26 protein-coding genes are annotated in these 24,684 nt (G+C 70.0%); 18 read left to right on the top strand and 8 right to left on the bottom strand.

What is annotated here, in order from left to right; all coding sequences use genetic code 11:
- The first annotated feature begins 91 nt into the window (after window positions 1-91).
- Both ACFQS9_RS08130 and ACFQS9_RS08125 read left to right on the top strand, forming a co-directional pair.
- The gene (locus ACFQS9_RS08130; protein ID WP_378403356.1) at window positions 92-985 is read left to right on the top strand and encodes a phosphoribosylaminoimidazolesuccinocarboxamide synthase; all 894 of its coding nucleotides are present in this window, start codon (window positions 92-94) and stop codon (window positions 983-985) included.
- Window positions 986-1,023: 38 nt separating this feature from the next.
- Window positions 1,024-3,186 (top strand): S9 family peptidase, encoded by a 2,163-nt coding sequence (locus ACFQS9_RS08125; RefSeq protein ID WP_378403354.1) that lies wholly within the window; start codon window positions 1,024-1,026, stop codon window positions 3,184-3,186.
- Between the two features lie 36 nt (window positions 3,187-3,222).
- On the opposite strand, the gene ACFQS9_RS08120 is transcribed toward ACFQS9_RS08125, so the two are convergent.
- On the bottom strand, window positions 3,223-3,846 hold the full coding sequence (locus ACFQS9_RS08120) for a TetR/AcrR family transcriptional regulator (RefSeq protein WP_378403352.1): 624 nt from the start codon (window positions 3,844-3,846) through the stop codon (window positions 3,223-3,225).
- Window positions 3,847-3,932: 86 nt separating this feature from the next.
- On the opposite strand from ACFQS9_RS08120, the gene ACFQS9_RS08115 reads away from it, so the two are divergent.
- Genes ACFQS9_RS08115 through ACFQS9_RS08105 form a run of 3 tightly spaced genes read left to right on the top strand, consistent with a single transcriptional unit; the run spans window position 3,933 to window position 6,792 of the window.
- On the top strand, window positions 3,933-4,715 hold the full coding sequence (locus tag ACFQS9_RS08115) for an SDR family oxidoreductase (RefSeq protein WP_378403350.1): 783 nt from the start codon (window positions 3,933-3,935) through the stop codon (window positions 4,713-4,715).
- 47 nt (window positions 4,716-4,762) lie between these two features.
- Window positions 4,763-5,830, top strand: coding sequence for an NAD(P)H-dependent amine dehydrogenase family protein (locus ACFQS9_RS08110; protein ID WP_378403348.1), 1,068 nt, complete (start codon window positions 4,763-4,765; stop codon window positions 5,828-5,830).
- Window positions 5,827-6,792: an NAD-dependent epimerase/dehydratase family protein gene (locus ACFQS9_RS08105; RefSeq protein ID WP_378403346.1), complete on the top strand. Its 966-nt coding sequence runs from the start codon at window positions 5,827-5,829 to the stop codon at window positions 6,790-6,792. Before ACFQS9_RS08110 ends, ACFQS9_RS08105 begins: the two co-directional genes overlap by 4 nt.
- Before the next feature lie 4 nt (window positions 6,793-6,796).
- Here ACFQS9_RS08105 and ACFQS9_RS08100 read toward each other — a convergent pair whose 3' ends face one another.
- On the bottom strand, window positions 6,797-7,486 hold the full coding sequence (locus ACFQS9_RS08100; protein ID WP_378403344.1) for a response regulator: 690 nt from the start codon (window positions 7,484-7,486) through the stop codon (window positions 6,797-6,799).
- Window positions 7,483-9,030: a sensor histidine kinase gene (locus ACFQS9_RS08095; protein ID WP_378403678.1), complete on the bottom strand. Its 1,548-nt coding sequence runs from the start codon at window positions 9,028-9,030 to the stop codon at window positions 7,483-7,485. Before ACFQS9_RS08095 ends, ACFQS9_RS08100 begins: the two co-directional genes overlap by 4 nt.
- Before the next feature lie 150 nt (window positions 9,031-9,180).
- On the opposite strand from ACFQS9_RS08095, the gene ACFQS9_RS08090 reads away from it, so the two are divergent.
- Both ACFQS9_RS08090 and ACFQS9_RS08085 read left to right on the top strand, forming a co-directional pair.
- Entirely contained in the window at window positions 9,181-10,602 is a 1,422-nt protein-coding gene (locus ACFQS9_RS08090) for a cation:dicarboxylate symporter family transporter (RefSeq protein WP_378403342.1), read from the top strand.
- Window positions 10,599-11,093: a glutathione peroxidase gene (locus ACFQS9_RS08085; RefSeq protein ID WP_378403340.1), complete on the top strand. Its 495-nt coding sequence runs from the start codon at window positions 10,599-10,601 to the stop codon at window positions 11,091-11,093. The genes ACFQS9_RS08090 and ACFQS9_RS08085 overlap by 4 nt, the downstream gene beginning before the upstream one ends.
- A gap of 54 nt (window positions 11,094-11,147) precedes the next feature.
- Here the strand turns inward: ACFQS9_RS08085 and ACFQS9_RS08080 are convergent, their stop codons facing one another.
- Window positions 11,148-11,714 (bottom strand): TetR/AcrR family transcriptional regulator, encoded by a 567-nt coding sequence (locus tag ACFQS9_RS08080; RefSeq protein ID WP_378403339.1) that lies wholly within the window; start codon window positions 11,712-11,714, stop codon window positions 11,148-11,150.
- Between the two features lie 80 nt (window positions 11,715-11,794).
- On the opposite strand from ACFQS9_RS08080, the gene ACFQS9_RS08075 reads away from it, so the two are divergent.
- The 3 genes from ACFQS9_RS08075 (at window position 11,795) to ACFQS9_RS08065 (ending at window position 13,448) form a co-directional block, all read left to right on the top strand.
- Window positions 11,795-12,163 (top strand): DUF4267 domain-containing protein, encoded by a 369-nt coding sequence (locus tag ACFQS9_RS08075; RefSeq protein ID WP_378403337.1) that lies wholly within the window; start codon window positions 11,795-11,797, stop codon window positions 12,161-12,163.
- Window positions 12,164-12,231: 68 nt separating this feature from the next.
- A complete protein-coding gene (locus ACFQS9_RS08070; RefSeq protein WP_378403676.1) occupies window positions 12,232-12,660 on the top strand; it encodes a cupin domain-containing protein in 429 nt (142 codons plus the stop codon).
- An 83-nt stretch (window positions 12,661-12,743) separates the two neighbouring features.
- The gene (locus ACFQS9_RS08065) at window positions 12,744-13,448 is read left to right on the top strand and encodes a DUF2334 domain-containing protein (RefSeq protein ID WP_378403335.1); all 705 of its coding nucleotides are present in this window, start codon (window positions 12,744-12,746) and stop codon (window positions 13,446-13,448) included.
- 75 nt (window positions 13,449-13,523) lie between these two features.
- Here ACFQS9_RS08065 and ACFQS9_RS08060 read toward each other — a convergent pair whose 3' ends face one another.
- Entirely contained in the window at window positions 13,524-15,146 is a 1,623-nt protein-coding gene (locus ACFQS9_RS08060) for a long-chain fatty acid--CoA ligase (RefSeq protein WP_378403333.1), read from the bottom strand.
- A gap of 106 nt (window positions 15,147-15,252) precedes the next feature.
- Window positions 15,253-15,900: an MBL fold metallo-hydrolase gene (locus tag ACFQS9_RS08055; protein ID WP_378403332.1), complete on the bottom strand. Its 648-nt coding sequence runs from the start codon at window positions 15,898-15,900 to the stop codon at window positions 15,253-15,255.
- An 83-nt stretch (window positions 15,901-15,983) separates the two neighbouring features.
- Here ACFQS9_RS08055 and purS point away from each other — a divergent pair, with 83 nt between their 5' ends.
- From purS to ACFQS9_RS08030, 5 genes are all read left to right on the top strand, one after another.
- Window positions 15,984-16,220, top strand: coding sequence for a phosphoribosylformylglycinamidine synthase subunit PurS (purS, locus tag ACFQS9_RS08050; protein ID WP_027503415.1), 237 nt, complete (start codon window positions 15,984-15,986; stop codon window positions 16,218-16,220).
- A gap of 2 nt (window positions 16,221-16,222) precedes the next feature.
- The gene (gene purQ, locus ACFQS9_RS08045) at window positions 16,223-16,924 is read left to right on the top strand and encodes a phosphoribosylformylglycinamidine synthase subunit PurQ (RefSeq protein ID WP_378403329.1); all 702 of its coding nucleotides are present in this window, start codon (window positions 16,223-16,225) and stop codon (window positions 16,922-16,924) included.
- A 71-nt stretch (window positions 16,925-16,995) separates the two neighbouring features.
- The gene (locus tag ACFQS9_RS08040; RefSeq protein ID WP_378403328.1) at window positions 16,996-18,069 is read left to right on the top strand and encodes an NAD(P)H-dependent amine dehydrogenase family protein; all 1,074 of its coding nucleotides are present in this window, start codon (window positions 16,996-16,998) and stop codon (window positions 18,067-18,069) included.
- Between the two features lie 50 nt (window positions 18,070-18,119).
- Window positions 18,120-19,193, top strand: a complete 1,074-nt coding sequence (locus ACFQS9_RS08035; RefSeq protein WP_378403326.1) for an NAD(P)H-dependent amine dehydrogenase family protein — start codon at window positions 18,120-18,122, stop codon at window positions 19,191-19,193.
- Between the two features lie 17 nt (window positions 19,194-19,210).
- Window positions 19,211-19,690, top strand: a complete 480-nt coding sequence (locus ACFQS9_RS08030; RefSeq protein ID WP_378403324.1) for a carboxymuconolactone decarboxylase family protein — start codon at window positions 19,211-19,213, stop codon at window positions 19,688-19,690.
- A 6-nt stretch (window positions 19,691-19,696) separates the two neighbouring features.
- Here the strand turns inward: ACFQS9_RS08030 and ACFQS9_RS08025 are convergent, their stop codons facing one another.
- Together ACFQS9_RS08025 and ACFQS9_RS08020 are read right to left on the bottom strand one after the other, a co-directional pair.
- Window positions 19,697-20,419 (bottom strand): DUF1361 domain-containing protein, encoded by a 723-nt coding sequence (locus ACFQS9_RS08025; RefSeq protein WP_378403322.1) that lies wholly within the window; start codon window positions 20,417-20,419, stop codon window positions 19,697-19,699.
- Between the two features lie 36 nt (window positions 20,420-20,455).
- Window positions 20,456-21,415 (bottom strand): Dyp-type peroxidase, encoded by a 960-nt coding sequence (locus ACFQS9_RS08020; protein ID WP_378403320.1) that lies wholly within the window; start codon window positions 21,413-21,415, stop codon window positions 20,456-20,458.
- Window positions 21,416-21,534: 119 nt separating this feature from the next.
- Here ACFQS9_RS08020 and ACFQS9_RS08015 point away from each other — a divergent pair, with 119 nt between their 5' ends.
- The 3 genes from ACFQS9_RS08015 to ACFQS9_RS08005 all read left to right on the top strand — a co-directional run bounded on the left by ACFQS9_RS08015 (window position 21,535) and on the right by ACFQS9_RS08005 (window position 24,660).
- Complete coding sequence (locus ACFQS9_RS08015; protein WP_378403318.1) at window positions 21,535-21,885, top strand: VOC family protein; 351 nt, start codon at window positions 21,535-21,537, stop codon at window positions 21,883-21,885.
- 38 nt (window positions 21,886-21,923) lie between these two features.
- A complete protein-coding gene (locus ACFQS9_RS08010; protein WP_378403316.1) occupies window positions 21,924-23,219 on the top strand; it encodes a M18 family aminopeptidase in 1,296 nt (431 codons plus the stop codon).
- A 124-nt stretch (window positions 23,220-23,343) separates the two neighbouring features.
- On the top strand, window positions 23,344-24,660 hold the full coding sequence (locus ACFQS9_RS08005) for a DUF4185 domain-containing protein (RefSeq protein ID WP_378403314.1): 1,317 nt from the start codon (window positions 23,344-23,346) through the stop codon (window positions 24,658-24,660).
- Window positions 24,661-24,684 lie beyond the last annotated feature (24 nt).

Raw genomic sequence — 24,684 nt, 5'->3', positions numbered from 1 at the left:
CGCGGAGCCGCTCGACCGGCTCGGGCCGCTGTTGCGGCGGCGCCCAGGGTTCCTCGGTCCACCCGCGGGCGCGGACCGATAGGGTTGCCGCGTGCGCCCCTCACTCTCCGACTACGCCCACCTGGCCGGCGGCAAGGTCCGCGACCTCTACACGATCGACGACGAGCACCTGCTGCTGGTCGCCAGCGACCGGATCTCCGCCTACGACCACGTGCTGAGCACCCCCATCCCGGACAAGGGCCGCGTGCTCACCGCGATGAGCGTGTTCTTCTTCGAGGAGCTCGGTGGCATCAACCACCTGGCGGGCGCGCCCGACGACGAGCGGATCCCGGCGGAGGTGCTCGGTCGCGCCCTCGTGGTGCGCAAGCTGAACATGGTGCCGGTGGAGTGCGTGGCCCGCGGCTACCTCACCGGGTCCGGGCTCGCGGACTACCAGCGGACCGGCGCCGTCTGCGGTGTCGAGCTGCCGGCCGGCCTGGTCGAGTCCAGCAAGCTGCCCGATCCGATCTTCACGCCCGCCACCAAGGCCGAGCTCGGCGAGCACGACGAGAACGTCGATTTCGCGACCGTGGTGAACCAGCTCGGCCAGGACCTGGCGTTCAAGCTGCGCGAGGACACCCTCGACATCTACTTCCGGGCGGCCAGCTTCGCCGCGGACCGGGGCATCATCCTGGCCGACACCAAGTTCGAGTTCGGCCTCGACGCCGACGGCAACCTGGTGCTCGCCGACGAGGTGCTCACCCCCGACTCGTCCCGCTACTGGCCCGCCGAGGGCTACGAGCCGGGCCGGGTGCAGCCGAGCTTCGACAAGCAGTTCGTCCGCAACTGGCTCACCGGCCCGGAGTCCGGCTGGGACCGGGCGAGCGACACGCCCCCGCCCCCGCTGCCGCAGGAGATCGTCGACGCCACCCGCGCCCGGTACATCGAGGCCTACGAGCGCATCTCCGGGTTGTCCTTCGACGATTGGGTCCGGACCCCGGTGTAGCCGTCACGTCGCGCCGCCCACCGCCTAGGCTGGGCGGCATGACTTCGTCCGTCACCCCGGTCAGCAGCCCGATCGCAGCCCCGGTCGCCAAGAAGGTCCCGCTCGAGCGCACGCACCACGGCGACACCTTCGTCGACAACTACGAGTGGCTGCGCGAGAAGGACGATCCCGAGGTGCGTGCGTACCTCGAGGCGGAGAACGCCTACACGGAGCAGCAGACCGAGCAGCTCGCGCCGTTGCGGGAGAAGATCTTCCAGGAGATCAAGGCCCGCACCCAGGAGACCGACCTGTCGGTGCCGTCCCGGATGGGGCAGTGGTGGTACTACTCGCGCAGCTACGAGGGCAAGCAGTACGGCGTGCAGTGCCGGTGCCCGATCTCCGGCCCGGACGACTGGACCCCGCCGGTGCTCGCCGCCGACACGGAGATCGACGGCGAACAGGTGCTGCTCGACAGCAACCTGCTCGCCGAGGGGCACGACTTCTTCTCGCTCGGTGCGTTCTCCGTCACCCTCGACGGAGATCTGCTGGCGTATTCGGTGGACACCGCGGGTGACGAGCGGTACACGCTGCGGTTCAAGGATCTGCGCACCGGCGAGCTGCTCGCCGACGAGATCCCCGGCACCGCGCCCGGTGCCACCTGGTCCGTGGACAACGAGCACGTCTTCTACATGACGGTGGACGAGGCCTGGCGGCCCGACACGGTCTGGCGGCACAAGCTGGGCACGGCGCAGTCCGAGGACGTGCGGGTCTTCCATGAGCCGGACGAGCGGTTCTGGGTCGGCTTCGGATCCACCCGAAGCGAGAAGTACCTGATGATCTGGATCGGCTCGAAGATCACCTCGGAGATCCTCTGCCTCGAATCGGACAACCCCGAGGGGGAGTTCCGGGTGGTGCTGCCCCGCGTCGACGGCGTCGAGTACAGCGTCGAGCATGCGGTCGTCGCGGGCGAGGACCGGTTCCTGATCCTGCACAACGGCGACGTCGACGGCGTCAAGGCGGAGAACTTCACCCTGGTCGATGCCCCGGTGGCCGACCCGACCGACCAGCGCACCCTGCTCGCGCCCCGCGACGACGTCCGTCTCGAGGACGCCGAGGCGTTCGCCGGCCACCTGGTGCTGAGCTACCGCCGCGAGGCGCTGACCCGGCTCGCGGTGTGGCCGCTGACCGCCGACGGGTACGGCGAGCTGCGTGAGCTCGAGTTCGCCGAGGAGCTGTACTCGGTCGGCGCGGGGTCGAATCCGGAGTGGGCGGGGCCGCTGCTGCGGCTGGGCTTCACCTCGTTCATCACCCCCAGCCGGGTCTACGACTACGACGTGGCCACCGGTGAGCTGCTGTTGCGCAAATCGCAGCCGGTGCTCGGCGGCTACGACCCCGATGACTATGAGCAGCACCGCGATTGGGCGACCGCAGCGGACGGGACGAAGATCCCGATCTCGATCGTGCAGCGCAAGGGCGCCGGGGCGGCGGATGCCGCGGTGTCGCCCGCGCCGCTGCTGCTCTACGGCTACGGCTCCTACGAGTCCAGCATGGACCCGGGATTCTCGGTCGCCCGGCTCTCGCTGCTCGACCGCGGCATGGTGTTCGTCGTCGCGCACGTGCGCGGAGGCGGCGAGATGGGCAGGCACTGGTACGACAACGGCAAGATGCTGACGAAGAAGAACACCTTCACCGACTTCGTCTCCTGCGCACGGCATCTCATCGACACCGGCCGCACCACGCCCGCACAGTTGGTCGCGGACGGCGGCAGCGCGGGCGGGCTGCTGATGGGCGCGGTCGCGAACCTGGCGCCGGAGCTGTTCGCGGGCATCCTGGCGAACGTGCCGTTCGTGGACCCGCTCACCTCCATCCTCGACCCCTCGCTTCCGCTGACGGTGATCGAATGGGACGAGTGGGGGAACCCGTTGGCGGACAAGGCCGTCTACGAGTACATGAGGTCCTACAGCCCCTACGAGAACGTCGAGGCGAAGGACTACCCGGCGATCCTCGCCATCACGAGCATCAACGACACCCGGGTGCTGTACGTCGAGCCCGCCAAGTGGGTCGCCGCGCTGCGGGCGACGAAGACCGGCGATGCGCCGCTGCTGCTCAAGACCGAGATGAGCGCGGGTCACGGCGGCGTCAGCGGTCGCTACGAGAAGTGGAAAGAGGTCGCATTCGAGTACGCCTGGGTGTTGAGCACCTCCGGCGCAGTGGTGCGCTGACGGAGCCCCTGGTCTCCGTAGCCGCACCACTGCGGTCTACCGCACGACGCCGCCGGTGAGGATGGCCGGCATCCGATCGGCCAATGGCTCGGCCGCGTCGTCGGGCATCAGCAGTCGGAGCACCATGCTGCCGCCGACGATGAACAGCATCGTGGCCTGCGCGTCCAGGGCGGCGGTGTCGTGCTCACCCCTCCCCGGCGCGACCCCGCCGCGGCGCAGGGTGTCGGCCAGCATCCCGACACCGGGCCCACCGAAGTCGGTCCACAGTGCCGTCAGCAGGTCCTCGCGATCGCGGAACGCGGCCAGCAGACCGGGTAGCGCGGCCTTCACCTCCGGCCGTCCGAAGAGTTCGAGGCTGTAGGCGCACGACCGGCGGATCCACTCCGAGGGGTCCGCGGCGTCGGCGACCGGCGGAGCGTCGTCCACCCAGCCGAAGATCGCCTCGAAGACCAGGTGCGTCTTGGACGGCCAGCGCCGGTAGAGGGCCGGCTTGCCCACGCCGGCGCGCTCGGCGATGGCCACCATCGTGGTCTGATCCCAGCCCGCCTCGGCCAGCAGTTCCCGGGCGGCAGTGAGTGCGGCGTCGTCGATCGCCGGATTCCGCGGTCGCCCGCGCCTGCGCTCGCCGTCCGTGTCCGGGGTCTCTTCGTCAGAAGTCATTGTCAATAGCGTAACGCGGTGTTACGTTGCAAAAATCGTAACTCGACGTTACGTAATGACCTCGATCACACCGGAGGAAGCTGGACATGGCGGAGCTGTTGGAGGGCAAGACGGTCGTGGTCTCGGGGGTCGGCAACGGCCTCGGGCGGGAGATCGCGCTGGCCGCGTACCGCGACGGCGCGAACGTCGTGCTCGGGGCGCGGACCGAGGCGAACCTCAAGGCGGTGGCCGAGGAGGTCGACCCCACCGGGGAGCGGGTGGCCTACGCGGTCACCGACATCCTCGAGAAGGACGCCTGCGCGGAGCTGATCCGCACGGCCGCCGACCGCTTCGGGGGAGTGGATGCCCTGGTGAACGTGGCCGCGAAGGAGGACGTCTTCGGCGGGCTGGAGGGCGCCGACCTGGACGCCTGGAAGTCGATGCTCGACGCCAACGTGATCGGCACGCTGACCCTGACCCAGGCGGCGCTGCCGGAACTGAAGAAGCGGGGCGGGTCGGTGGTGTTGATCGGCTCGCAGGCGATGTTCCACCCCCAGCTCCCGCAGTCCGCGTACGCCACGTCGAAGGGCGCGCTGCACGCGGCGATGTGGTCGCTGGCAAAGGAGCTCGGCCCGTACAAGATTCGGGTGAACACCGTCGTCCCCACCTGGATGTGGGGACCGCCGGTGGAGCTGTACGTCGGGCTCGCCGCGGCCGAGCGCAAGGTCCCCGAGGAGACCATCGTCGGCGAGATCACCAAGAACATGCCGCTCGGCGAGGTCCCCGCCGACGACGACGTGGCCAACTCGGTGGTGTTCTTCGCCTCCGACCGGGCCCGGATGCTCACCGGCCAGACCCTGTTCGTCAATGCGGGCGAGTACTTCCGCTGATCGGTGAAACCTGTTGATGCACATCACTCTCTGAGAGGCAGCAAGGCATGAAGCACAAGGTCATCGTCTGGGGCACCGGCGTCGTCGGCAAGCTGGTCATCCGTGAGCTCCTCGACCACCCGGAGTTCGAGCTCGTGGGCGTCATCGTGCACGACCCGGCGAAGGACGGCGTCGACGTCGGGACCCTGATCGGCGCCGAGCCGTTCGGCCTCGCCGCCACCACGGACTGGGAGGCGGTCCTTCGGCTGGACGCCGACGCCGTCGCCTACTACGGCCCGACCGCGGAGTACGCGGTGCAGAACATCGACAACATGACCGCCGCGCTGCGGTCGGGCAAGCACGTGGTGTCCACCTCGATGACGCCGCTGGTCTACCCCGAGCCGTGCCCGCCCGAGATGAAGGTCGCGCTCGAGCAGGCCTGCCAGGAGAGCGGAAAGTCCTGCTTCACCACCGGCATCGACCCCGGCTTCGCCAACGACCTGTTCCCGATGACGCTGATGGGCGTCTGCGGGCGGGTCGACAGCGTGCGGGTGCAGGAACTGCTGGACTACGCCACCTACGAGGGTGACTACGGTCCGACCATGGGCATCGGCGCGCCGATCGAGCAGGCGGCGGTGCTCGAGATCCCGGAGGTGCTGATCTTCGCGTGGGGCCACACCATCCCGATGATCGCCGATGCGGTGGGGGTGAAACTGGACCGGATCGACACCGTCTACGAGAAGTGGGCGGCCACCGAGCCGATCGAGTACAAGTTCGGCGTCATCGAACCCGGCCACTGCGCCGCGGTGCGATTCGAGATCCGCGGCTGGGTGGGCGACGAGGCGAAGATCGTCATCGAGCACGTCAACCGGATCACCAACGATGCGGCCACGCACTGGCCGCGGGCCACCTCCGTGGACAACGACGTGTACCGCGTGATCATCAAGGGCAGCCCGAACATCACCCAGGAGACCGTCTTCCGCGGTGAGCTCGACGACAACCCGATCACCGGAGGGTGCCTGGCAACCGGGATGCGCGCGATCAACGCGATTCCCTACCTGGGCGACGCCAAGCCCGGCCTGCTCTCGGCACTCGACCTGCCGCTGATCTCCGGCCGGGGCACCATCCGATCATGAACCTCCTGCTGACCGGCGCGTTCGGCAACATCGGCTCGCACGTGCTCGCCGAGTTGCGGGGCCGCGGTCACCGGGTGCGATGCCTGGCGCTCGACACCCCCGAGGACCGGCGCCGCGCGCGCCGGTTCGAGGGGGTGGACGCGATATGGGGCGACATCCGGGATGCAGGCATCGTCGCGGCGGCCGTCGGGGGCGCCGAGGCGGTGCTGCACCTGGCGGCGATGATCCCGCCCGCGAGCGACGCCGATCCGGAGCTGGCCAGGCAGATCAACGTGGACGGCACCCGCAACGTCGTCGATGCGTGCCTGGCACAGCCGCGGCCGCCGAAGCTGTTGTTCGCCTCCACCTTCGACGTGCACGGGCACACCCTGGACCGGGATCCGCCGCGAAGGGTGGACGACCCGCGGGTCGCCACCGATCCGTACACGGCGCACAAGATCGAGGGCGAGGACCTGGTGCGGGAGTCCGGACTGGACTGGTTCATCCCGCGCTTCGCGGACGTCCCGATCCTCGGGCTCCGCAAGCCGGACCCGATCATGTTCGAGATCGGCCTGCAGAACCGGATCGAGGTGCTGCATCCCGCCGACGCCGCGGTCGCGATCGCGAACGCCCTCGAGACCCCGCCGGTGTGGGGCCGGGTGTTGTTCCTCGGCGGCGGCGCGGGCTGTCAGGTCACCTATCGGCAGTTCCTGACCGAGATGCTGGGGGCGATGGGCATGGACATGCTGCCGGACGACGCGTTCAGCGGCAAGGTGTATGCCACCGACTGGGTGGACACGGCGGCCTCCCAGCGCTTGCTGGGCTACCAGCGCCGCGTCTTCGACGACATCGTCGCGGACATCGCCGCGACCCTCGGCTGGCGGCGGCACCTGATGCCGCTCGCCCGGCCGTTCGCGCGGCGGGCAATGCTGCGGATGAGTCCCTATGCGGGCGCCACGCGGGTGCCTGCCTCGTCGCGGTGAGGGGTCAGCGCCAGACGTAGCGCACCTGCGGCCTGCCCGCCCGGCCGTACTCGGTGTGCCGGTCCACAAGCCCGTCCTCCGCCATCCGCTCCAGGTAGCGCCAGGCGGTGACCCGGGACACGCCGGCGGCGGCCGCCGCCTGGGAGGCGTTCAGGCCTGCCTCCGCGGCGCGCACGGCCGCGGAGATCTCCTGCAGGGTCTGCGGCGCAACACCTTTCGGGGTGGACGCGCGTTCGTCGGCGCTCCGCAGGACGGCCATCGCGCGGTCCACGTCCCGCTGGCTGACCGCCTTCTCGCCCACCGGCAGCGCCCGGCGGAACTCGAGGTACCGCTCGAGTTTGTCCCGGAACGCCGCGAAGGTGAAGGGTTTGAGCAGGTACAGCATCACGCCCTGTGCCACGGCCGCGCGCACCATGGACAGGTCGCGGGCCGAGGTGATCGCGATGATGTCGGGGGTGGGCCGCACCCCGCCGAGCGCGGCGGCGACGTCGAGTCCGCTGCCGTCCGGCAGCCCGAGATCGAGCAGGATCAGGTCGACCGGCTCGTCGGTGCCGCTCGCCGCGGCGACCGCCCGCATCGCCGCGCCGCCGGAGTGCACCACCGAGTGCACGGCGAATCCGGGGACCCGGCCGACGTAGGTGCGGTGCGCCTCGGCGATGAGGGGCTCGTCCTCGACGATCAGCACGCGGATCATTCGGTGCCCCCGGTGGGGATGCGGACGAGAACCACAGAACCGTAGGTCATCTCGGCGGTGATGGTGCCGCCGTGCCGGGCGATCACCTGCATCACCAGCGCCAGGCCCAGCCCGCGGTGATCGGACTTGGTCGAGTACCCCTTCGCGGTGGCCTTGTCGAGTGCCTCCGGCGACATGCCCGGCCCGCTGTCCGCGACGCGGACGCTGAGCTCGGCGCCGTCGGATCGCACCGTGACCTCCACCCACGGGCGCTCGCCGTCCGCGTGGGTTCCGGCCGCGTCGATAGCGTTGTCGACGAGATTGCCCACCAGCGTGACCAGTTCGCGGGCGCTGAGGGGACCGGCGGCGGGCAGCGCGGTGTCCTCGGTGACCGTGAGGTCCACCCCACGCTCCGCGGCCTGGTTCACCTTCCCCAGCAGCAGGGCCGCCAGGGCCGGCTCGCCGATGGCGGTGGTCAACCGATCGATGAGCTGCTGCGAGAGTTCGAGCTCGGCGGTGGCGAAGGCGACGGCGTCCTCGGTGCGGCCGAGCTCGACCATGGTGACGACCGTGTGCAGCCGGTTCGCCGACTCGTGCGACTGGGCGCGGAGCGACTCGGTGAACAGTCGCATGGAATCGAGTTCCCCGGTGATGCTCTGGAGTTCGGTGTGATCTCGCAGGGTCGTCACGGTGCCGATCTCGCGCCCCTCGAAGGACACCGGATCCTGGTTCACCACGAGGACGCGGTCGCCGGTCAGGTGGACCTCGTCCTTCACCGTCCCGGGCCCGATCGATCGCAGCGAGGGCGGCAACTGCGCGCGGGTGACCGGGCCGTCGGGCAGGGCCAGCAGGCGCCGCGCCTCGTCGTTGACGACCTCGGCGGTGTCCGAGCCGGTGCCGAAGACGAGCAGGCCCTCGCCGATCGAGTGCAGCACCGCGTCGTGGTGCTGGTAGAGGGTCCGCAGTTCGGTGGGGGCGAGGCCGAGCGTCTGTCGGCGCAGTCGAACGCTGAGCAGCGCCGAGCCGAGCGCCGCCAGGGCGAGCGCGCCCGCCGCCACCGCGAGCAGCAGCGGCAGGCCGCGCATGAACTGGTCGCTGATCCGCTCTCGGGTGACGCCCGCGGACACCAGGCCGATGATGCGGCCGTCGGAGTACACCGGCGCGACGGACCGGATCGACGGGCCGAGCGAGCCGGCGTAGGTCTCGGTGAAGGTCTCGCCGGCCAGCGCGCGCTCGATGGTGCCGGTGAACTGCTGCCCGATCAGTTCGGGATCGGTGTGCGTGTACCGGGTCCGGTCGGGGGACATGACGACGATGAAGTCGGTGCCGGTGGCCGCCCGGATCCGCTCGGTCTGCGGTTGCAGCGCGGCGCTGGGGTCGGGGGAGCGCAGCGCCGCCGCCGTGGAATCCGCCGCGGCCAGGCTCTCCGCGATCGCCACCACCTCGCGCCGGGTCGCGGCGTCGGCGTCGCGGCGCTCGTCGAAGACCGTCAGCACGCTGCCGGCCAGCACCACCGCGGCCAACACCAGCAGCTGCAGCACCAGCACCTGCCGCGCCAGGCTCATGCCCCCACGCCCGAGTGATCCGTTCACCTGTCCGTCCTCTCGTGAACGAAATGCACGCAACCGTGACTGCTGTCACGGCGCGTTACACCATTCTTCCCGAGGCGAAGTGATGCAGCTCACTTCCTTGAGAGGCAGTCAAGAGGACCAGTCATGACCATCGATTCGAAGCGGGACGATACCCCTCCACCTCCCACCGCGAGCAAGCGCGACCGCGCTCACTGGCTGTACCTGGGAGTGATCGTCGCCGTCGTCGCGGGCGTGCTCGTCGGCTGGCTCGCGCCGGAGGCGGGCAAGTCCCTCGGGGTCCTCGGCGCCCTGTTCATCAGCCTGATCAAGATGATGATCAGCCCGGTCATCTTCTGCACGATCGTGCTGGGCATCGGCTCGGTGAAGGCCGCCGCCAGCGTCGGCAAGGTGGGCGGGCTGGCGCTGGCCTACTTCGTCGGCATGTCGACGGTCGCGCTGGGCATCGGCCTGGTGGTCGGGAACCTGCTCGACCCCGGCAGCGGGTTGCAGCTGAGCGCCGCGACGTCCTCGGCGGGCGCGGATCTCGCGGAGAAGGCGCACGGCGCCGGCGGGACCATGGACTTCATCGCGGGAATCATCCCGACGTCGCTGCTGTCCTCCCTCACCGTCGGCAGCGTGCTGCAGACGCTGTTCGTGGCGCTGCTGGTCGGCTTCGGTCTGCAGGCCATGGGCAAGCAGGGCGAACCGATCCTGCGCGGGGTCGGACACGTGCAGAAGCTGGTGTTCCGGATCCTCGCGATGATCCTGTGGCTCGCGCCCATCGGCGCCTTCGGGGCCATCGCGAACGTGGTCGGCCAGACCGGGCTCGGCGCCGTAGTACAGCTCGGCACTCTGATGCTCGGCTTCTACATCACCTGCGCGATCTTCGTCTTCGTGGTGCTGGGCCTGATCCTGCGCGCGGTGTCCGGGTTCTCGATCTTCAAGCTGGTCCGCTACCTGGCCCGCGAGTACCTGCTGATCTTCGCCACGTCCTCCTCGGAGTCGGCGCTGCCGCGGCTGATCGCCAAGATGGAGCACGTCGGGGTGCAGCGCACGACCGTCGGCATCGTGGTGCCCACCGGGTACTCGTTCAACCTCGACGGCACCGCGATCTACCTCACCATGGCCTCGATCTTCATCGCCGACGCCATGGGCCAGCCGCTCGCGATCCCCGAGCAGCTGTCCCTGCTGGTGTTCATGATCATCGCGTCGAAGGGCGCGGCGGGCGTGAGCGGCGCGGGCCTGGCGACCCTCGCCGGTGGCCTGCAGAGCCATCGGCCGGAACTGCTCGACGGGGTGGGGCTGATCGTCGGCATCGACCGGTTCATGTCCGAGGCCCGCGCGGTCACCAACTTCTCCGGCAACGCGGTGGCGACCCTGCTGATCGGAACGTGGACCCGGACCTTGGACCGCGGACGGGTGCGGGAGGTGCTCGACGGGAAGCTGCCGTTCGACGAGGCCACCATGGTGGACGACCACCTGCCGGAGGACGGTACGATCGCCGTCCCACACGATGGCAGCGAGAAGGTCGGTGCCGCACGCGTTCCCGTACCGTTGGCCTCATGACGAACCCCGTGAAGATCGAGATCAACACCCTCGGTGGCGAGCCCACCACGCTGGACGCCCTGGCAGGCGGCAACGCGATCCTGCTGGTCAACGTGGCCTCCAAGTGCGGGCTCACCCCGCAGTACACGGCGCTCGAGCAGCTGGCGAAGGACTACGCGGACCGCGGCCTGACCGTGGTCGGCGTGCCGTGCAACCAGTTCATGGGCCAGGAGCCGGGCACCGCCGAGGAGATCCAGACGTTCTGCTCGACCAGCTACGGCGTGACCTTCCCGCTGACGGAGAAGATCGACGTCAACGGCGAGGGCCGGCACCCGATCTACGCGGAGCTCACCCAGGCCGCCGACGCCGAGGGCGCCGCGGGCGATGTGCAGTGGAACTTCGAGAAGTTCCTCATCGCGCCGGACGGCACCGTGGCGAACCGATTCCGCCCGACGACGGTTCCGGACGCGCCCGAGGTCGTCGCGGCCATCGAGGCCGTGCTGCCGAAGTAGCAACGCAGCCGAAGAAGGCGGTCCCGCACCTCGTGCGTGGCCGCCTTCTCGCGTTCATCCGAACAGTTCGGCGAGCTCGGTGAGGCGCGCGGCCTCGTTGTCCGGGGCGAGGCGCTCCCCACGCGTGAGCACGCACATCCCGTGCAACGCGCTCCAGAAGACCTCGGCCCTGGTCCCGGCGTCGCCGGACGATCGGTCTCCGAGCGCCGACACCAGCGTCTCGAATGCCGCACGCAGTTCCGGCGGAGTCGATTCGTGTGCGAACCGAACCCCCAGCCGCATCGAGAACATGGCCTCGTAGGTCGCGGGATTGTTCGAGGCGAAGTTCAGGTAGGCGCGGACGAACGCCGTCAGCCGTTCCGCGTCGTCGACGCCCTCGAGCGCTCGGCCCATGGCCAGGGTGAAGTCCTGGAATCCCGTCAGCGCGACCGCGCTGACGATGCCATCCCTGCCCTCCGGGAAGTGCCCGTAGAGCACCGGAGGGCTGTACTCGATCTCATCGGCCAGGCGCCGGGTGGTCACGGCCGGCCACCCCTCGTTCTCGGCGATGCTCCGAGCGCATTCGACGATCTTGCGCTCGCGATCCTGCCGCTCCCGTGCCTTGCGTTCCCGGACTCCCATGCCAAAACTCTATCACCGATAGACATTCATTCATCAGTAGTCTAACGTCGGTAGAAATAGTACAAACGAAAGGCAATGCGATGCTGAACTGGATCGGACTCGTCATCAGCTGGATCGGTGCGCTCGGGATCATCGCGATCGGTGCGGCCTACCTCGCGAAGAATGCGAAGAACGCGGCGGGCTTCGGTTTGCCCACCAGCCCGTCGCCGGAAGCGCGCGGCTGGTGGCAGGTCAAGGGCGTCCGCGACATCGCCTCGGGCCTGCTGGTGATCGTCTTCACCTTCGCCGCGCGCGACCAGCTCGCGCTCCTGATGCTGTTGCTCGCCGTCGTCCCCCTCGGCGACATGTGGGTCGTGCTGTCCAACGGCGGCGACCGCAAGGCCGCGTACGGAGTCCACGGGGCCACCGCGGTCGCGATGATCGCCGCCGCCGCGTTGCTGGCCGCATGAGCGGGCACGGGCGGGCCGTCTCGGCACGGGCGGACCAGGCCGAGGTCGTGGGAAACGACCAGGCCTCGATGCATCTGCTGTACGACGCCTCGGACACGGCAGGCGCGCTCAGCTCGCTCGAGGTCCGGCTGGGGGTCGGGGCGGACGGCGCCGCCCCGCACTTCCACACCAGATCGTCGGAACTGTTCCATGTCCTCGACGGCGAACTGCGGGTCATGGCCGGTGACGAGATCATGACCGTGGCGGCGGGCGGATCCCTGGTGGTGCCCAAGCTCATGCCGCATGCGTTCGGTGCGACGCCGGATTCCGCGGCCCGGGTGCTGATCGTGCTGACCCCCGGGGTGCAGCGGTTCGAGTACTTCCGGCTGCTCGCGAGGATCCAGGCGGGGGAGGCGTCGGTGGAGGAGCTCGCGCCCGCCCAGGAGGAGTACGACAACCACTTCGTCGACGCGCCGCAGTGGTGGCGGGACCGCAACGGGTCGGGCACCCGCCCGTAGGTCAGTCCGCGCGGGCCCTGATTCTCGCCGAATGCTCACGTCGGCGTCAGCGGCCGTACACCTTCGGGTGCGACCCTGGGCGCATGGCCGGACAGCTGATCGTGTCACTTTCGGGGATACGGGCCGAGACCCGCGACCTCGCCGCCGACCTCGCGCGGGAACTCGACGGGCGCGCGGTGCCGCTCTCGTTGCTCGTCGCCCCGCGCCTGAAGGACAAGTACCGGCTGGTCCGCGACGAGGACACCCAGGACTGGCTGCGGCGGCGGCAGGCCGGCGGCGACGCCATCGTGCTGCACGGGTACGACCAGGCCGCCACCAAGAAGCGCCGCGCCGAGTTCGCCGCCCTGCCCGAACACGAGGCCGCGCTGCGGCTGCTGGCCGCGGACCGGGTGATGGAGGAGACCGGGCTGCGCACGCGCGTCTTCGCCGCGCCGCGCTGGCTGGCCTCGCCCGGCGCCGTGTCGGCGCTGCCCCGCGCCGGATTCCGGTTGCTCGCCGGTGCCGCGGGCATCCACGACCTCGAACGCGACACCGTGGTGCGGGCCCGGGTACTCGGCATCGGGGAGGGCTTCCGGGCCGAGCCGTGGTGGTGCCGGGCGCTGGTGCTGGGTGCCGGCCGCACGGCCCGTCGCGGCGGGGTGGTGCGCCTCGCGATCTCCGCGAAGCAACTCGCACAGCCCGGCCCGCGGCAGGCACTGCTCGACGCCGTCGACCTGTCGCTGCATCACGGCGCGCGGCCGACCGGATACCGCTGGCAGGACAAGGGTTCCGGGTCGCAGGTGGCCTGAGCCGCGTGACGCCCGCGGGAGGGCCTGGAGCCGAACGGGGCGCGGCCACGAGCCGCGCCCCGTTCGCCCCCCCGATCAGAGCCGGGTGACGTCCAGTCCGCCGTCGCGGTAATCGGCGCGCAGCCGCTTCTTGTCGAACTTGCCCACGCTGGTCTTGGGGACCGCGTCGATCAGCGTCCAGTTCTCGGGCAGCTGCCACTTGGCGACCTTGTCGGCCAGGTACTGCTGCAGTTCCGCGAGGGTGGTCGTGGCGCCCTCGCGCAGCACCACCGCCACCAGGGGGCGTTCGTCCCATTTCTCGTCCGGCACGCCGATGACGGCGGCCTCGGCGACGGACGGGTGACCCATCACCGCGTTCTCCAGGTCGACCGAGGAGATCCACTCGCCGCCGGACTTGATGATGTCCTTCGAGCGGTCCGAGAGGCTGAGGTAGCCGTCGGGGGTGATCGATCCGACGTCGCCGGTCTTGAGCCAGCCGTCGTTGAACTTGTCCGCCGCGTCGACCCCGTAGTAGGAGGCGGTGATCCAGGGGCCGCGGACCTCGAGCTCGCCGACGGAGGTGCCGTCGTTGGGGACGACCGTGCCGTCGTCGCCGACCAGGCGGGCCTGCACGGAGGCCGGGAACCGGCCCTGCGTGTACCGGTACTTCCACATCTCGTCGCCGGTCGTGCCCGCGGGCGGACGGGCCACCGATCCCAGCGGGGAGGTCTCGGTCATGCCCCAGGCGTGCAGCACCGAGACGTTGTGGTCGTTCTCGAAGGTGTGCATCAGCGCGGGCGGCACCGCGGCCCCGCCGATCAGCACCTCCCGCATCGAGGAGATGTCCTGCGGGTGCTGCTCGAGGTGCAGGTGCAGGCCCTGCCAGATGGTGGGGACCGCGGCGGCGAAGGTGGGCTTCTCGGCGGCGATGAGCTCCGCGAGCGGGGCGGGCTGGAGGAAGCGGTCCGGCATGATCAGCGAGGCGCCGATCATGAACGCGGCGTAGGGCAGGCCCCAGGACATGGCGTGGAACTGCGGCACCACCGCCAGCGCGCGGTCGCCCTGGGCGAGGTTCGGGCCGTCGGACATGCACACCTGCATCGAATGCAGGTAGATCGAACGGTGCGAGTAGACAACACCTTTCGGGTCGCCGGTGGTGCCGGAGGTGTAACACATCGCCGCGGCGCTGCGCTCGTCCACCTCCGGCCAGTCGAACTCGGTGGGCTGCCCGTCGAGCAGGCCCTCATAGGTGTGGACCTGCACTCCCTCGGGCGCCTCGAGCCCGGCGGTGGAGGAGCCGGTGACGATCACGTGCCTGACGGTGGTCAGCTTCGGCAGCTGCGGCGCCAGCAGCGGGATGAGGGACGGGTCGACGATGATCACGTGGTCTTCGGCGTGGTTGGCCACGTGCACCAGCTGCTCGGGGAACAGCCGGATGTTCAGCGTGTGCAGGACCGCGCCCATCGACGGCACCGCCAGGTACGCCTCGAGGTGCTCGGAGTTGTTCCACATGAACGTCGCGACCCGCTGGTCGCCGGTGACGCCGAGACCGTGCAGGGCGTGCGCCAGTGCCGCGCACCGCCTGCCGACCTCGGCGTAGGAGGTCCGGCGGGGGCCCGACTCGGTCCACGTCACCACCTCCGCCGCGCCGTGCACCGTGCTCCCGTGCCGAAGCAGATGGGCGATCGACAGCGGGGCGTCTTGCATCGTGCTCAGCATGGGCAACTCCTGTGTGACGGCGACGTGATGACTGTGACCGTAGTCACGCCGCCGTGCGGGCGCTCGTCGGCCCGCCCCGTCCGCCCGGTGGGCCCTGCGCCGCGGGTCAGCTGACCTCGGTGCCGGACTCGGCCGGGAGCACCCGGAACTCGGTTCCGGCGGGCCCCATCTCGCGCAGCCGGCCGTAGTAGATGCCGGTCGCGGGGTCGTTGATGATGCCCTGGTGGATCGGCACCGCGACCCGTGGGGCGACGGCCCGCAGGTAGTCGACGGTCTCGGAGATCTTCATCCACGGCGCGACCGCGGGGATCGCCAGCACGTCGATCGGCTGCTCGGGCACGAACAGGGAGTCGCCCGGGTGCAGCAGCCGGGCGGGGGCGTCCGCGTCGCCGAGCAGATAGCCGGTGTTGTCGATCACCGGGATCTCCGGGTGGATCACCGCGTGCCGCCCGCCGACCCCGGTGACCGGCAGGTCCCCGATGGCGAAGGAGTCGCCCGCGTGCACCGCCGTCCACCGGCCGCCGAGCTGGGCCGCGGTCTGCGGGTCCGCGTACAGCGCCGCGCCGGGGTTCGCGTCAACCAGGGCGGGTAGCCGCGCCGGGTCGGCGTGGTCGGGATGCTGGTGGGTGATGAGGATGGCATCGAGGCCGGTGATGCCCTCGAAGCCGTGCGAGAAGTTGCCGGGATCGAACAGGACGGTTGCGCCGTCGATCTCGGCGAGCACGCAGGAGTGGCCGAAGTGGGTCAGTCGCATGGGTTCGAGTATGCGCCGGTAAACTGCCTGTTGCCCGGCGGATCATTCCCGGGCGCACCGGAGCACCTAGCGAGGAGCAGCACGTGGCCCGTGTCGTTGTCGATGTCATGCCCAAGGCCGAGATTCTCGATCCCCAAGGACAGGCAGTTGTCGGCGCCCTGCCCCGACTCGGGTTCACCGGAGTGTCGGATGTTCGCCAGGGCAAGCGTTTCGAGCTCGAGGTCGACGACAGCGTCGACGACGCCGAGCTGGAGAAGATCGCCGAGTCGCTGCTGTGCAACACGGTGATCGAGGACTGGAAGGTCACCCGAGTCCAGTGAACATGAGCGAAGCGACGCGGAGTGGCTCGGGCGCCCGCATCGGAGTCATCACCTTCCCCGGCACCCTCGACGATGTCGACGCCGCCCGCGCGGTGAATCTGGCAGGCGGCGAGGCGGTCAGCCTCTGGCACGGCGACGCCGACCTCAAGGGCGTCGACGGGGTCATCGTGCCCGGCGGCTTCTCCTACGGCGACTACCTGCGCTGCGGCGCCATCGCCCGGTTCGCGCCGGTGATGGACGAGGTCATCAAGGCCGCGGCGGGCGGCATGCCGGTGCTCGGCATCTGCAACGGCTTCCAGGTGCTGTGCGAGGCGGGACTGCTCCCGGGCGCGCTGACCCGCAACGAGGGCCTGCACTTCATCTGCCGCGACCAGTGGCTGAAGGTGGAGTCCACCTCGACGGCGTGGTCCTCGCGCTACGAGCCGGGCGCGGAGATCCTCATCCCGCTCAAGTCCGGCGAGGGGCGTTACCAGGCCTCGGAGAAGGTGCTCGACGAGCTCGAGGGCGAGGGCCGCGTGGTGTTCCGCTACTCCGGCGACAACCCGAACGGCTCGCAGCGCGCGATCGCGGGCATCGCCTCGGCGAACGGCCGGGTCGTCGGCCTGATGCCGCATCCGGAGCACGCGACCGAGTCACTGACCGGACCCAGCGACGACGGCCTCGGCATGTTCTACTCGGCGCTGGACGCGGTCCTCACCGCCTGAGCAGAGTTCGAGTTGAATCACGCACCAGGGCGGACCGGTTATCCGGTCCGCCCTTTTGCTACCGTCCGGCCATGATCTCGACGATCGTGTGGGGGACAGGGAACTTCGGGCGCGCGGCGATCTGCGCGGTCGACGCGCACCCGGGTCTGGACCTGGCGGCCGTGCTCGTGCACGACCCAGGCAAGGTCGGGCGCGACGCGGGCGACCTCGGCGGCCTCGGCCGGGAGCTCGGGGTCCGGGCGAGCGGCGACGCCGCGGTTGTGCTGGCGACCGGTCCCCGCGCGGTCGTGTACGCGGCCTCCGGTGATGTCCGCTCGGCCGATGTGGTCGCCGACATCTGCGCCGCGCTGCGGGCCGGCGCCATCGTGGTGACCCCGTCGATCTATCCGCTGTACGACCATCGCGACGATCGGCAGGACCTGCAGGAGCCGATCCGGGCCGCGATCGCCGAGGGGCGTGGCTCACTCTTCGTGAGCTGTGTCGATCCCGACTGGACGGACGAGATGGTGCCGCTGCTGCTCAGCGGGCTCGGTCCGGGCGTCGATCGGATCCACTGCCAGGAGATCGTGGACTATTCCGGGTACGACCAGCCCGATTCGGTGCGCTACCTGGTGGGCATGGGCGAGCCGCTGGACTATCTGGCGCCGATGATCGCGCCCAGGATGCCGACGACGGTGTGGGGCGGTCAGGTGCGGTTGATGGCCCGGGCGCTGGGCGTCGAGCTCGACGAGATCCGCGAGACGCTCGAACGCCGGCCGCTCGAGGCCTCGGTCGAGACCGACACGATGGGCAAGTTCGATGCCGGGGGGCAGGGTGCGTTGCGCTTCGAGGTGCAGGGCATCGTGGGCGGCGAGCCGCGCATCGTGATCGAGCACGTCAACCGCATCGACCCGGCCTGCGCGCCGGACTGGCCGAGCCCGCCGGAGGGGCAGTCCGGCACGCAGCGGGTGATCGTCGAGGGCGACCGGCAGATCGCGATGATCGTGGTGGGCGCCGCCCCGGCCGGCGGCGACGAGGCGATGTCGGTGGGGCGGCTGGTCGGCGCCATCGACTGGCTCGCCGGACAGGCCCCGGGGTTCTACGACGCGCTCGACGTCCCGCTGCGGCCTGCGGCCGCACCGGAACTGGCTGCCGCCTCCGTCTGAGTCGGCCGAACACCCACGAGAACGTGTTCCAGTTCGGTAGCCTCCCGGCCATGATCTCAACGGTGGTGTGGGGTACCGGAAACGTCGGGCGGGCGGCCATCCGGGCGGTCGATGCGCACCCGGCGCTCAAGCTGACGAATGTGATCGTGAACAACCCGGACAAGGTCGGCCGCGACGCGGGCGACCTGTCCGGTCTCGATGCAGAGCTGGGGGTCGCCGCGACCGACGACATCGACGCGGTGCTGGCGGCCAGCCCGCGCGCGGTGGTGTACGCGGCCTCCGGGGACATCCGGCCCGACGACGCCCTCGCCGACATCTGCCGGGCGATCCGCGCCGGAGCCGTCGTCGTCAGCCCCGCGCTGTACCCGCTCTACGACCCGACCAACGCCCCGCCCGAACTGCGGGACCCCGTGCTCGCCGCGATCGCGGAGGGCGGCGGCTCGTTCTTTGCCTCGGGCGTCGACCCCGGCTGGGGCAACGACGTGTTGCCGCTGCTGCTCAGCGGGCTCGGCAGCACCGTGGACGTGATCCGCTGCCAGGAGATCTTCGACTACTCCACCTACGACCAGCCGGACTCGGTCCGCTACCTGGTCGGCATGGGACAGCCGATGGACTACCTGCCGCCGATGATCGCGCCGTCGATCCCGACCATGGTGTGGGGCGGCCAGATCCGGATGATGGCCAGGGCGCTGGAGGTCGAGCTCGACGAGATCCGCGAGACCCTCGACCGGCGCGCGCTCGACGCCACCGTCAGCACGGCCACGATGGGCGAGTTCGAGGCGGGCACCCAGGGCGCGGTGCGGTTCGAGGTGCAGGGCATCGTCGACGGCGAACCCCGCATCGTCATCGAACACGTCACCCGCATCCACCCCTTCTGCGCCACCGACTGGCCGATGCCGCCGGACGGCGACGGGGCGCACCGGGTGATCATCGAGGGCCGCCCGCGGATCGAGGTGTCCGTCGAGTGCACCGACGAGGGCGGCAGCCGGTCCGCGGGCGGAAACGCGACCGCGGTCGGACGACTGGTGAGCGCCATCGACTGGCTGGTGGACGCGGAACCCGGACTCTACGACGCGCTCGACGTCCCGCTGCGCCCCGCAGTCGGCAAACTCCGAAACCGGTGAACTCGAAAGGACCAGCCATGCTCATCGACATTCCCGAGGACAAGGACCCGATCGGCTACGTGTGGGGCGAGATGGTCCCCGGCATCGGGATCGCGGCCTCCCAGTTCTCGCTGTCCGTGTACGAGCACTCGACCATCGACCTGCGCGCCTTCGAGGCCGCGCGGCTGCGGATCGCGCAGATCAACGGCTGCATCTTCTGCCAGGACTGGCGAACCGAACGGGACGGCCAGAAGGTGGAGGCCGGCTTCGACGACGCGGTCGAGCAGTGGCGCACCACCGATGCCTTTGACGACCGCACCCGCCTCGCGGCCGAGTACGCGGAGCGGTACGCGCTCGACCACCACGGTCTCGACGACGAGTTCTGGACCCGGATGCTCGCGCACTACACCCAGGCAGAGGTGGTCGAGCTCTCGATGAGCATCGGCTCGTGGCTGGCGTTCGGCCGGCTCAACCACGTGCTCGGCCTCGACAGCGTCTGCGTGCTGCCGGGGCACTGAGCCCGGCTACTCGGCGGTCACCAGGTCGGGGGAGTCGGCCACCGCCTCGAGCAGCGGTCCGGCGATCAGGCCGTAGATCAGCAGCAGGAACAGCGTGTGCGTTGCGCAGAACAGCGCGAAGTTCCCCACGGCCGCACGCGAATCGAAGTGCTCGCGGATCTTGGCCCACATCCGGCGCGGTGACCGCACGTCCCAGCTGTTCAGTCGCAGGTAACGGCCGAGGTAGATGCCGACCGAGACCAGAAGGATGATCACGATCGGCGTCGCCCGGACCGGTGCGGCGCGCAGCGCCGCGTTCGAGTCGCCGAACACCGTCAGGGTGAACACCAGCTGGGCGGCCAGCACACCGAGGACGGTGTTCACCACCCCGGACATCGCGAAGGTGAGCACGGCGATGATGTCGTACCAGAGCGGGACGTTCTCGTCCTCGCGCCGGTGGTTCTGGTTGAGCTCGGTGATCAGGTAGCCGGAATTGGGCAGCGCCAGCAGCCAGATCACGAAACCCGCTGCGCCGATCACGATCCCGAGTGTCTGCGACACGAGACCGACCGTGAGCACCAGCACGGTGACCACCACGAGGAACAGGGCCAGCGGCAGCACCGACAGCCAGAAGTTCTTGACCATCGGCCGGTAGACGGGCACCCGGTAGATCCACGAACGCAGGTAGATCAGCAGCAGGGCGTAGGCATTGAGCCCGATGGTGAACAACATCAGGGGACCCATCGACATGGCCCGAAACCTATCGCGTGGGCGGCCGTCGCGCGATCACGCCGGTGCGGCGGGCAGCGTGTCGAAGAAATCGGCGCTCGGGGTGAAGAACGCCGAACCGGTCACCGCGGTGGAGAAGTCCAGCAGCCGGTCGTGGGTGCCGCGCGGTTCGCCGAGGAACATGTTCGCGAGCATCCGCTCGGTGACCGCGGGTGTGCGGCAGTAGCCGATGAAGTAGGTGCCCATCTCACCGTCGCCGACACGGCCGAACGGCATGTTCGCGCGCAGGATCTCCAGCGACCGGCCGTTCTCGTCCTCGATCGCGGCGAGGGCGACATGCGAGTTCGGTGGTTTGACGTCGTCGGGCATCTCGATGTCGGCGAGCTTGCTGCGCCCGATCACCCGTTCCTGCTCGGGGACCGGAAGCGCCTCCCACGCAGCCATGTCGTGCAGGTACTTCTGCACGTGCACATAGGAGCCACCCGCGAAGGCCGGGTCCTCGTCGCCGACGGTGACCGCCGCGACGGCCGCGCGCCCGGACGGGTTCTCGGTGCCGTCCACGAACCCGATCAGGTCGCGGTTCTCGAGGTACCGGAAGCCGTGCACCTCGTCGACGACGGTGGCCGCGCCCGCCAACCGCGTGGCGATCCGGTGTGCGAGGTCGAAGCAGGCGTCCATGCTCATCGCGCGGATGTGGAAGAGCAGATCCCCCGGGGTGGAGGGGGCGTGGTGCACGGCGCCGGTCAATTCCGGGAACGGATGCAGTTCGGCGGGTCGCGGTCCCGTGAACAGGCGGTCCCAGGCGTCCGAGCCGATGGAGACGACCAGTTCGAGTCCCGAACCCGGCACCCGGAGTCCGACCGCGCGCCGCAGTCCGGCCGCGCCGGCGAGCAGGTCCCGGGTCGCCTGTTCGCCGCCCGGGTCGATGGTGGCGACGAGGAAGACGGCGGCGGGCGTGAGCGCGGAAACCACGGTCTGGGACTCGGGACCCCGAGGGCGGGGAGGCGATTCGGTCATCGTGGGCTCCGGTCTCCATGGTCCTGGTTGACGCTGCGCCCCAACGGTAGTCGACGGCATCGACCGCCCCGGGGCACGAATCCGCGACGAATGTCGGGGCCCGTCGGTAGCGTGCGGCCATGACACTGACACTGGGCATGATCACCTTCGACAGCGCCGAACCGGGCCCGCTCGCCACGTGGTGGGCCGAGCAGGTCGGTGGCCGGGTCGAGCAGGAGAACGACGGCTGGTTCTACATGGTCGAGGTGCCGGGCGCCGCGCACAAGATGGCCTTCCAGAAGGTGCCGGACCCGACGCCGGGGAAGAACCGGGTGCACCTCGACCTCATCTGCGAGGACCTCGACGGGGAGGTCGCCAGGCTCACCGCCGCGGGGGCGCAGGAGTACGAGCGGCACGACATGGACGGCTTCCGCTGGGTCACCCTCACCGACCCCGACGGCAACCGGTTCTGCGTGTCGGGCAGTCACTGACCGAGGTCCGGGTCCCCCCTCGGTCATAGGATCGCCACATGCCGCGATTGACCGACGCCACCGCATCCGGGCTCTGCTCGTTCGTCGATGCCTCGCCCTCGCCGTTTCATGTGTGCGCCACCGTCGCCGCCGAGCTGGCCTCGGCAGGCTTCGTGGAACTGCGCGAGACCGACGGGTGGCCCGCCGCTCCCGGCCGGTACTTCCTGGTGCGGGGCGGCTCGCTGGTGGCCTGGAGTACCGAGGCGTCGGGGCGGGCGGGGGCACCGTTCCGGATCGTCGGTGGGCACACGGACAGCCCGAACCTGCGGGTCAAGCAGCACCCCGACCTCGAGTCCGCGGGTTGGCAGATGGTCGGCCTCGAGCCGTACGGAGGCGCGTGGCTGAACTCCTGGCTCGACCGCGACCTCGGTATCTCCGGTCGATTGAGTGTTCGGGACGGAAATAACCTGCAGGAGAAGCTGATCCGGGTGGATCGGCCGATCCTGCGGGTGCCGCAGCTGGCCATCCATCTGTCCGAGGACCGCAAGGGCGTGCAGCTGGACCCGCAGCGGCACGTGAACGCGATCTGGGGTGTCGGTTCCTCGCCGCGGCGGTTCCTCGGTTTCCTCGCCGAGGAGGCCGGCGTCGACCCGGACGCGGTGCTCGGCTGGGAGCTGATGACCCACGACCTGGCGCCGAGCGGAGTGGTGGGGCTGCGCGATGAGCTGGTCAGCGCGCCGCGACTGGACAACCAGGGCACCTGCTACGCCGGTACCCGAGCGCTGCTCGCCGCGGTCGAGGATCCCGCCGAGGCGATCCCGGTGCTGGCCCTGTTCGACCATGAGGAGGTCGGCAGCATGTCCGACCGCGGCGCCTTCTCCGATCTGTTGAATTCGGTGCTCGAGCGGATCGTGCTGGCTCGCGGCGGCGGCCGGGAGGACTTCCTGCGCGCGATGGCGGGCTCGGTCTGCGCGTCGGGGGACATGGCGCACGCCACGCACCCGAACTACCCGGACCGGCACGAGCCCGCGCACCGGATCGAGATCAACGGCGGTCCGGTGCTGAAGGTCAACCAGAACCTGCGCTACGCCACCGATGCGGCCGGGGCGGGCGCCTTCGCGCTCGCCTGCGATCGGGCCGGCGTGCGGCTGCAGCGCTATGTGCACCGTGCGGACCTGCCCTGCGGTTCCACGATCGGTCCGATCACCGCGTCGCGGACCGGGTTGTCCACCGTCGACGTGGGCGCGGCCCAGCTGGCGATGCACTCGGCGCGGGAGCTGATGGGCGCGCAGGACGTCGCGGCGTATGCCGATGCCCTCGCGGCCTTCCTCACGCCTGTGGGCGAGCCCCGCTAGGCGAACTAGTTTGTTGACGATTGGTAACAATCGTCTCATCAGGCACTGCAGTCACAGTTCTCTCGTGTTGGCTGGGCTCACACCCTCCTGCGCCCCCCTTGTGAATCCCGAGAGGAACATCTCTGTGCTCAGTGCGAACCGGTCTTGGTCTGCGGTGCTGTCGGCGACGGTGGCCGCGGTCGCCCTCTCGGCGTCGGCCGTCGCGCCCGCCTCGGCGGCGGGCGGGCCCTGCGGCCAGGACGGATCAGGCAGTTCCGGGGGCAGTTCGAGCGGTAGCAGCACCGGGTCCCTCGGGAAGGCCCTGCCGTGGCTGGTCGGCGCGCCGGACGGCGGACTGCCGCAGCTGACCGGTCGCACCAAGGCCATCGAGATGGTGACCGGCCCGGGCAGCCCCAACGACACCATCAACCGTTTCAACGTGTCCGGCACGGACCTCGGCATCATGTGGGACAACGGTCTGCCCGGCGCCGACCACGACACGTTGATCGCATTCGGTGACACGGTGGGCGTGTGCGGGGTGAAGGACGACGACTGGCGCAGCAACGTGCTCTTCCGCAGTTCCGACGCCGCGCTCGCCGACGGAATGCGGATCGACAGCTCGCCGCTGGACGCGCCGAATCACTCCAAGGAGATCATCCCGGGCTTCGCGATCCCGGGCGAGTACACGACCATCCCCACGGGCGCGGTGTCCTTCGGCGGCGTCCAGTACGTCCGCTTCATGTCGGTGCGGTCCTGGGACACCCCGGGCAACTGGACCACCAACTACTCGGCGATCGCGTACTCCGTCGACAACGGTGAGAACTGGTCCCTGGACCCGGCCACGGTCAGGGCCAATACGGAGGGGGTCGGCATCCCGGGCATCCCCGCCGTCGCGCCCGGCAACAAGAATTGGCAGCAGAGCGCGTTCCTGACCGGTCGTGACGGGTACATCTACGAGTACGGGACGCCGTCGGGCCGGTTCGGGGACGCGCTGCTGGCCCGGGTGCGCGGCGACCAGCTGCGCAACCCGGCGGGATACGAGTACTGGAACGGCTCCTCCTGGACGCCCGACGCCGAGGCCGCCCGGGCGGTGATGCCCGCACCGGTGAGCGAGCTGTCGGTGCAGTGGAACGACTACCTCGGCAAGTACGTCGCCATGTACACCGACCTGGACGGCCTGGTCATCCGCCAGGCCGACCAGCCGCAGGGCCCGTGGAGCGGCACCCAGACCATCATCGGCGGCACCCTGCTGCCCTCGCTCTACGGCGGCTACATGCACCCGTGGGCCAACGGCCGCTACCTCGAGTCCGTGGTCACCACCTGGGACCGGTACAACGTCATCTACATGCGGACCGACCTGAACGGGCTGCAGATGGCGGCCACCGACCAGGTGGACCGGCCCGACCCCGCGGACACCGGAGAGGCGCGCCTGATCGGAGTCGAGTACCCCGACGAGAAGTGACCGGGCCGCGGCGCTCACCTCTGC

Source organism: Rhodococcus daqingensis (assembly GCF_042665615.1).
In the GTDB taxonomy this organism is placed as follows: Bacteria; Actinomycetota; Actinomycetes; order Mycobacteriales; family Mycobacteriaceae; genus Rhodococcus_G; species Rhodococcus_G daqingensis.
The sequence above is the reverse complement of the archived record's forward strand: the minus strand, read 5'-3'. Positions and strand labels throughout refer to the sequence as shown.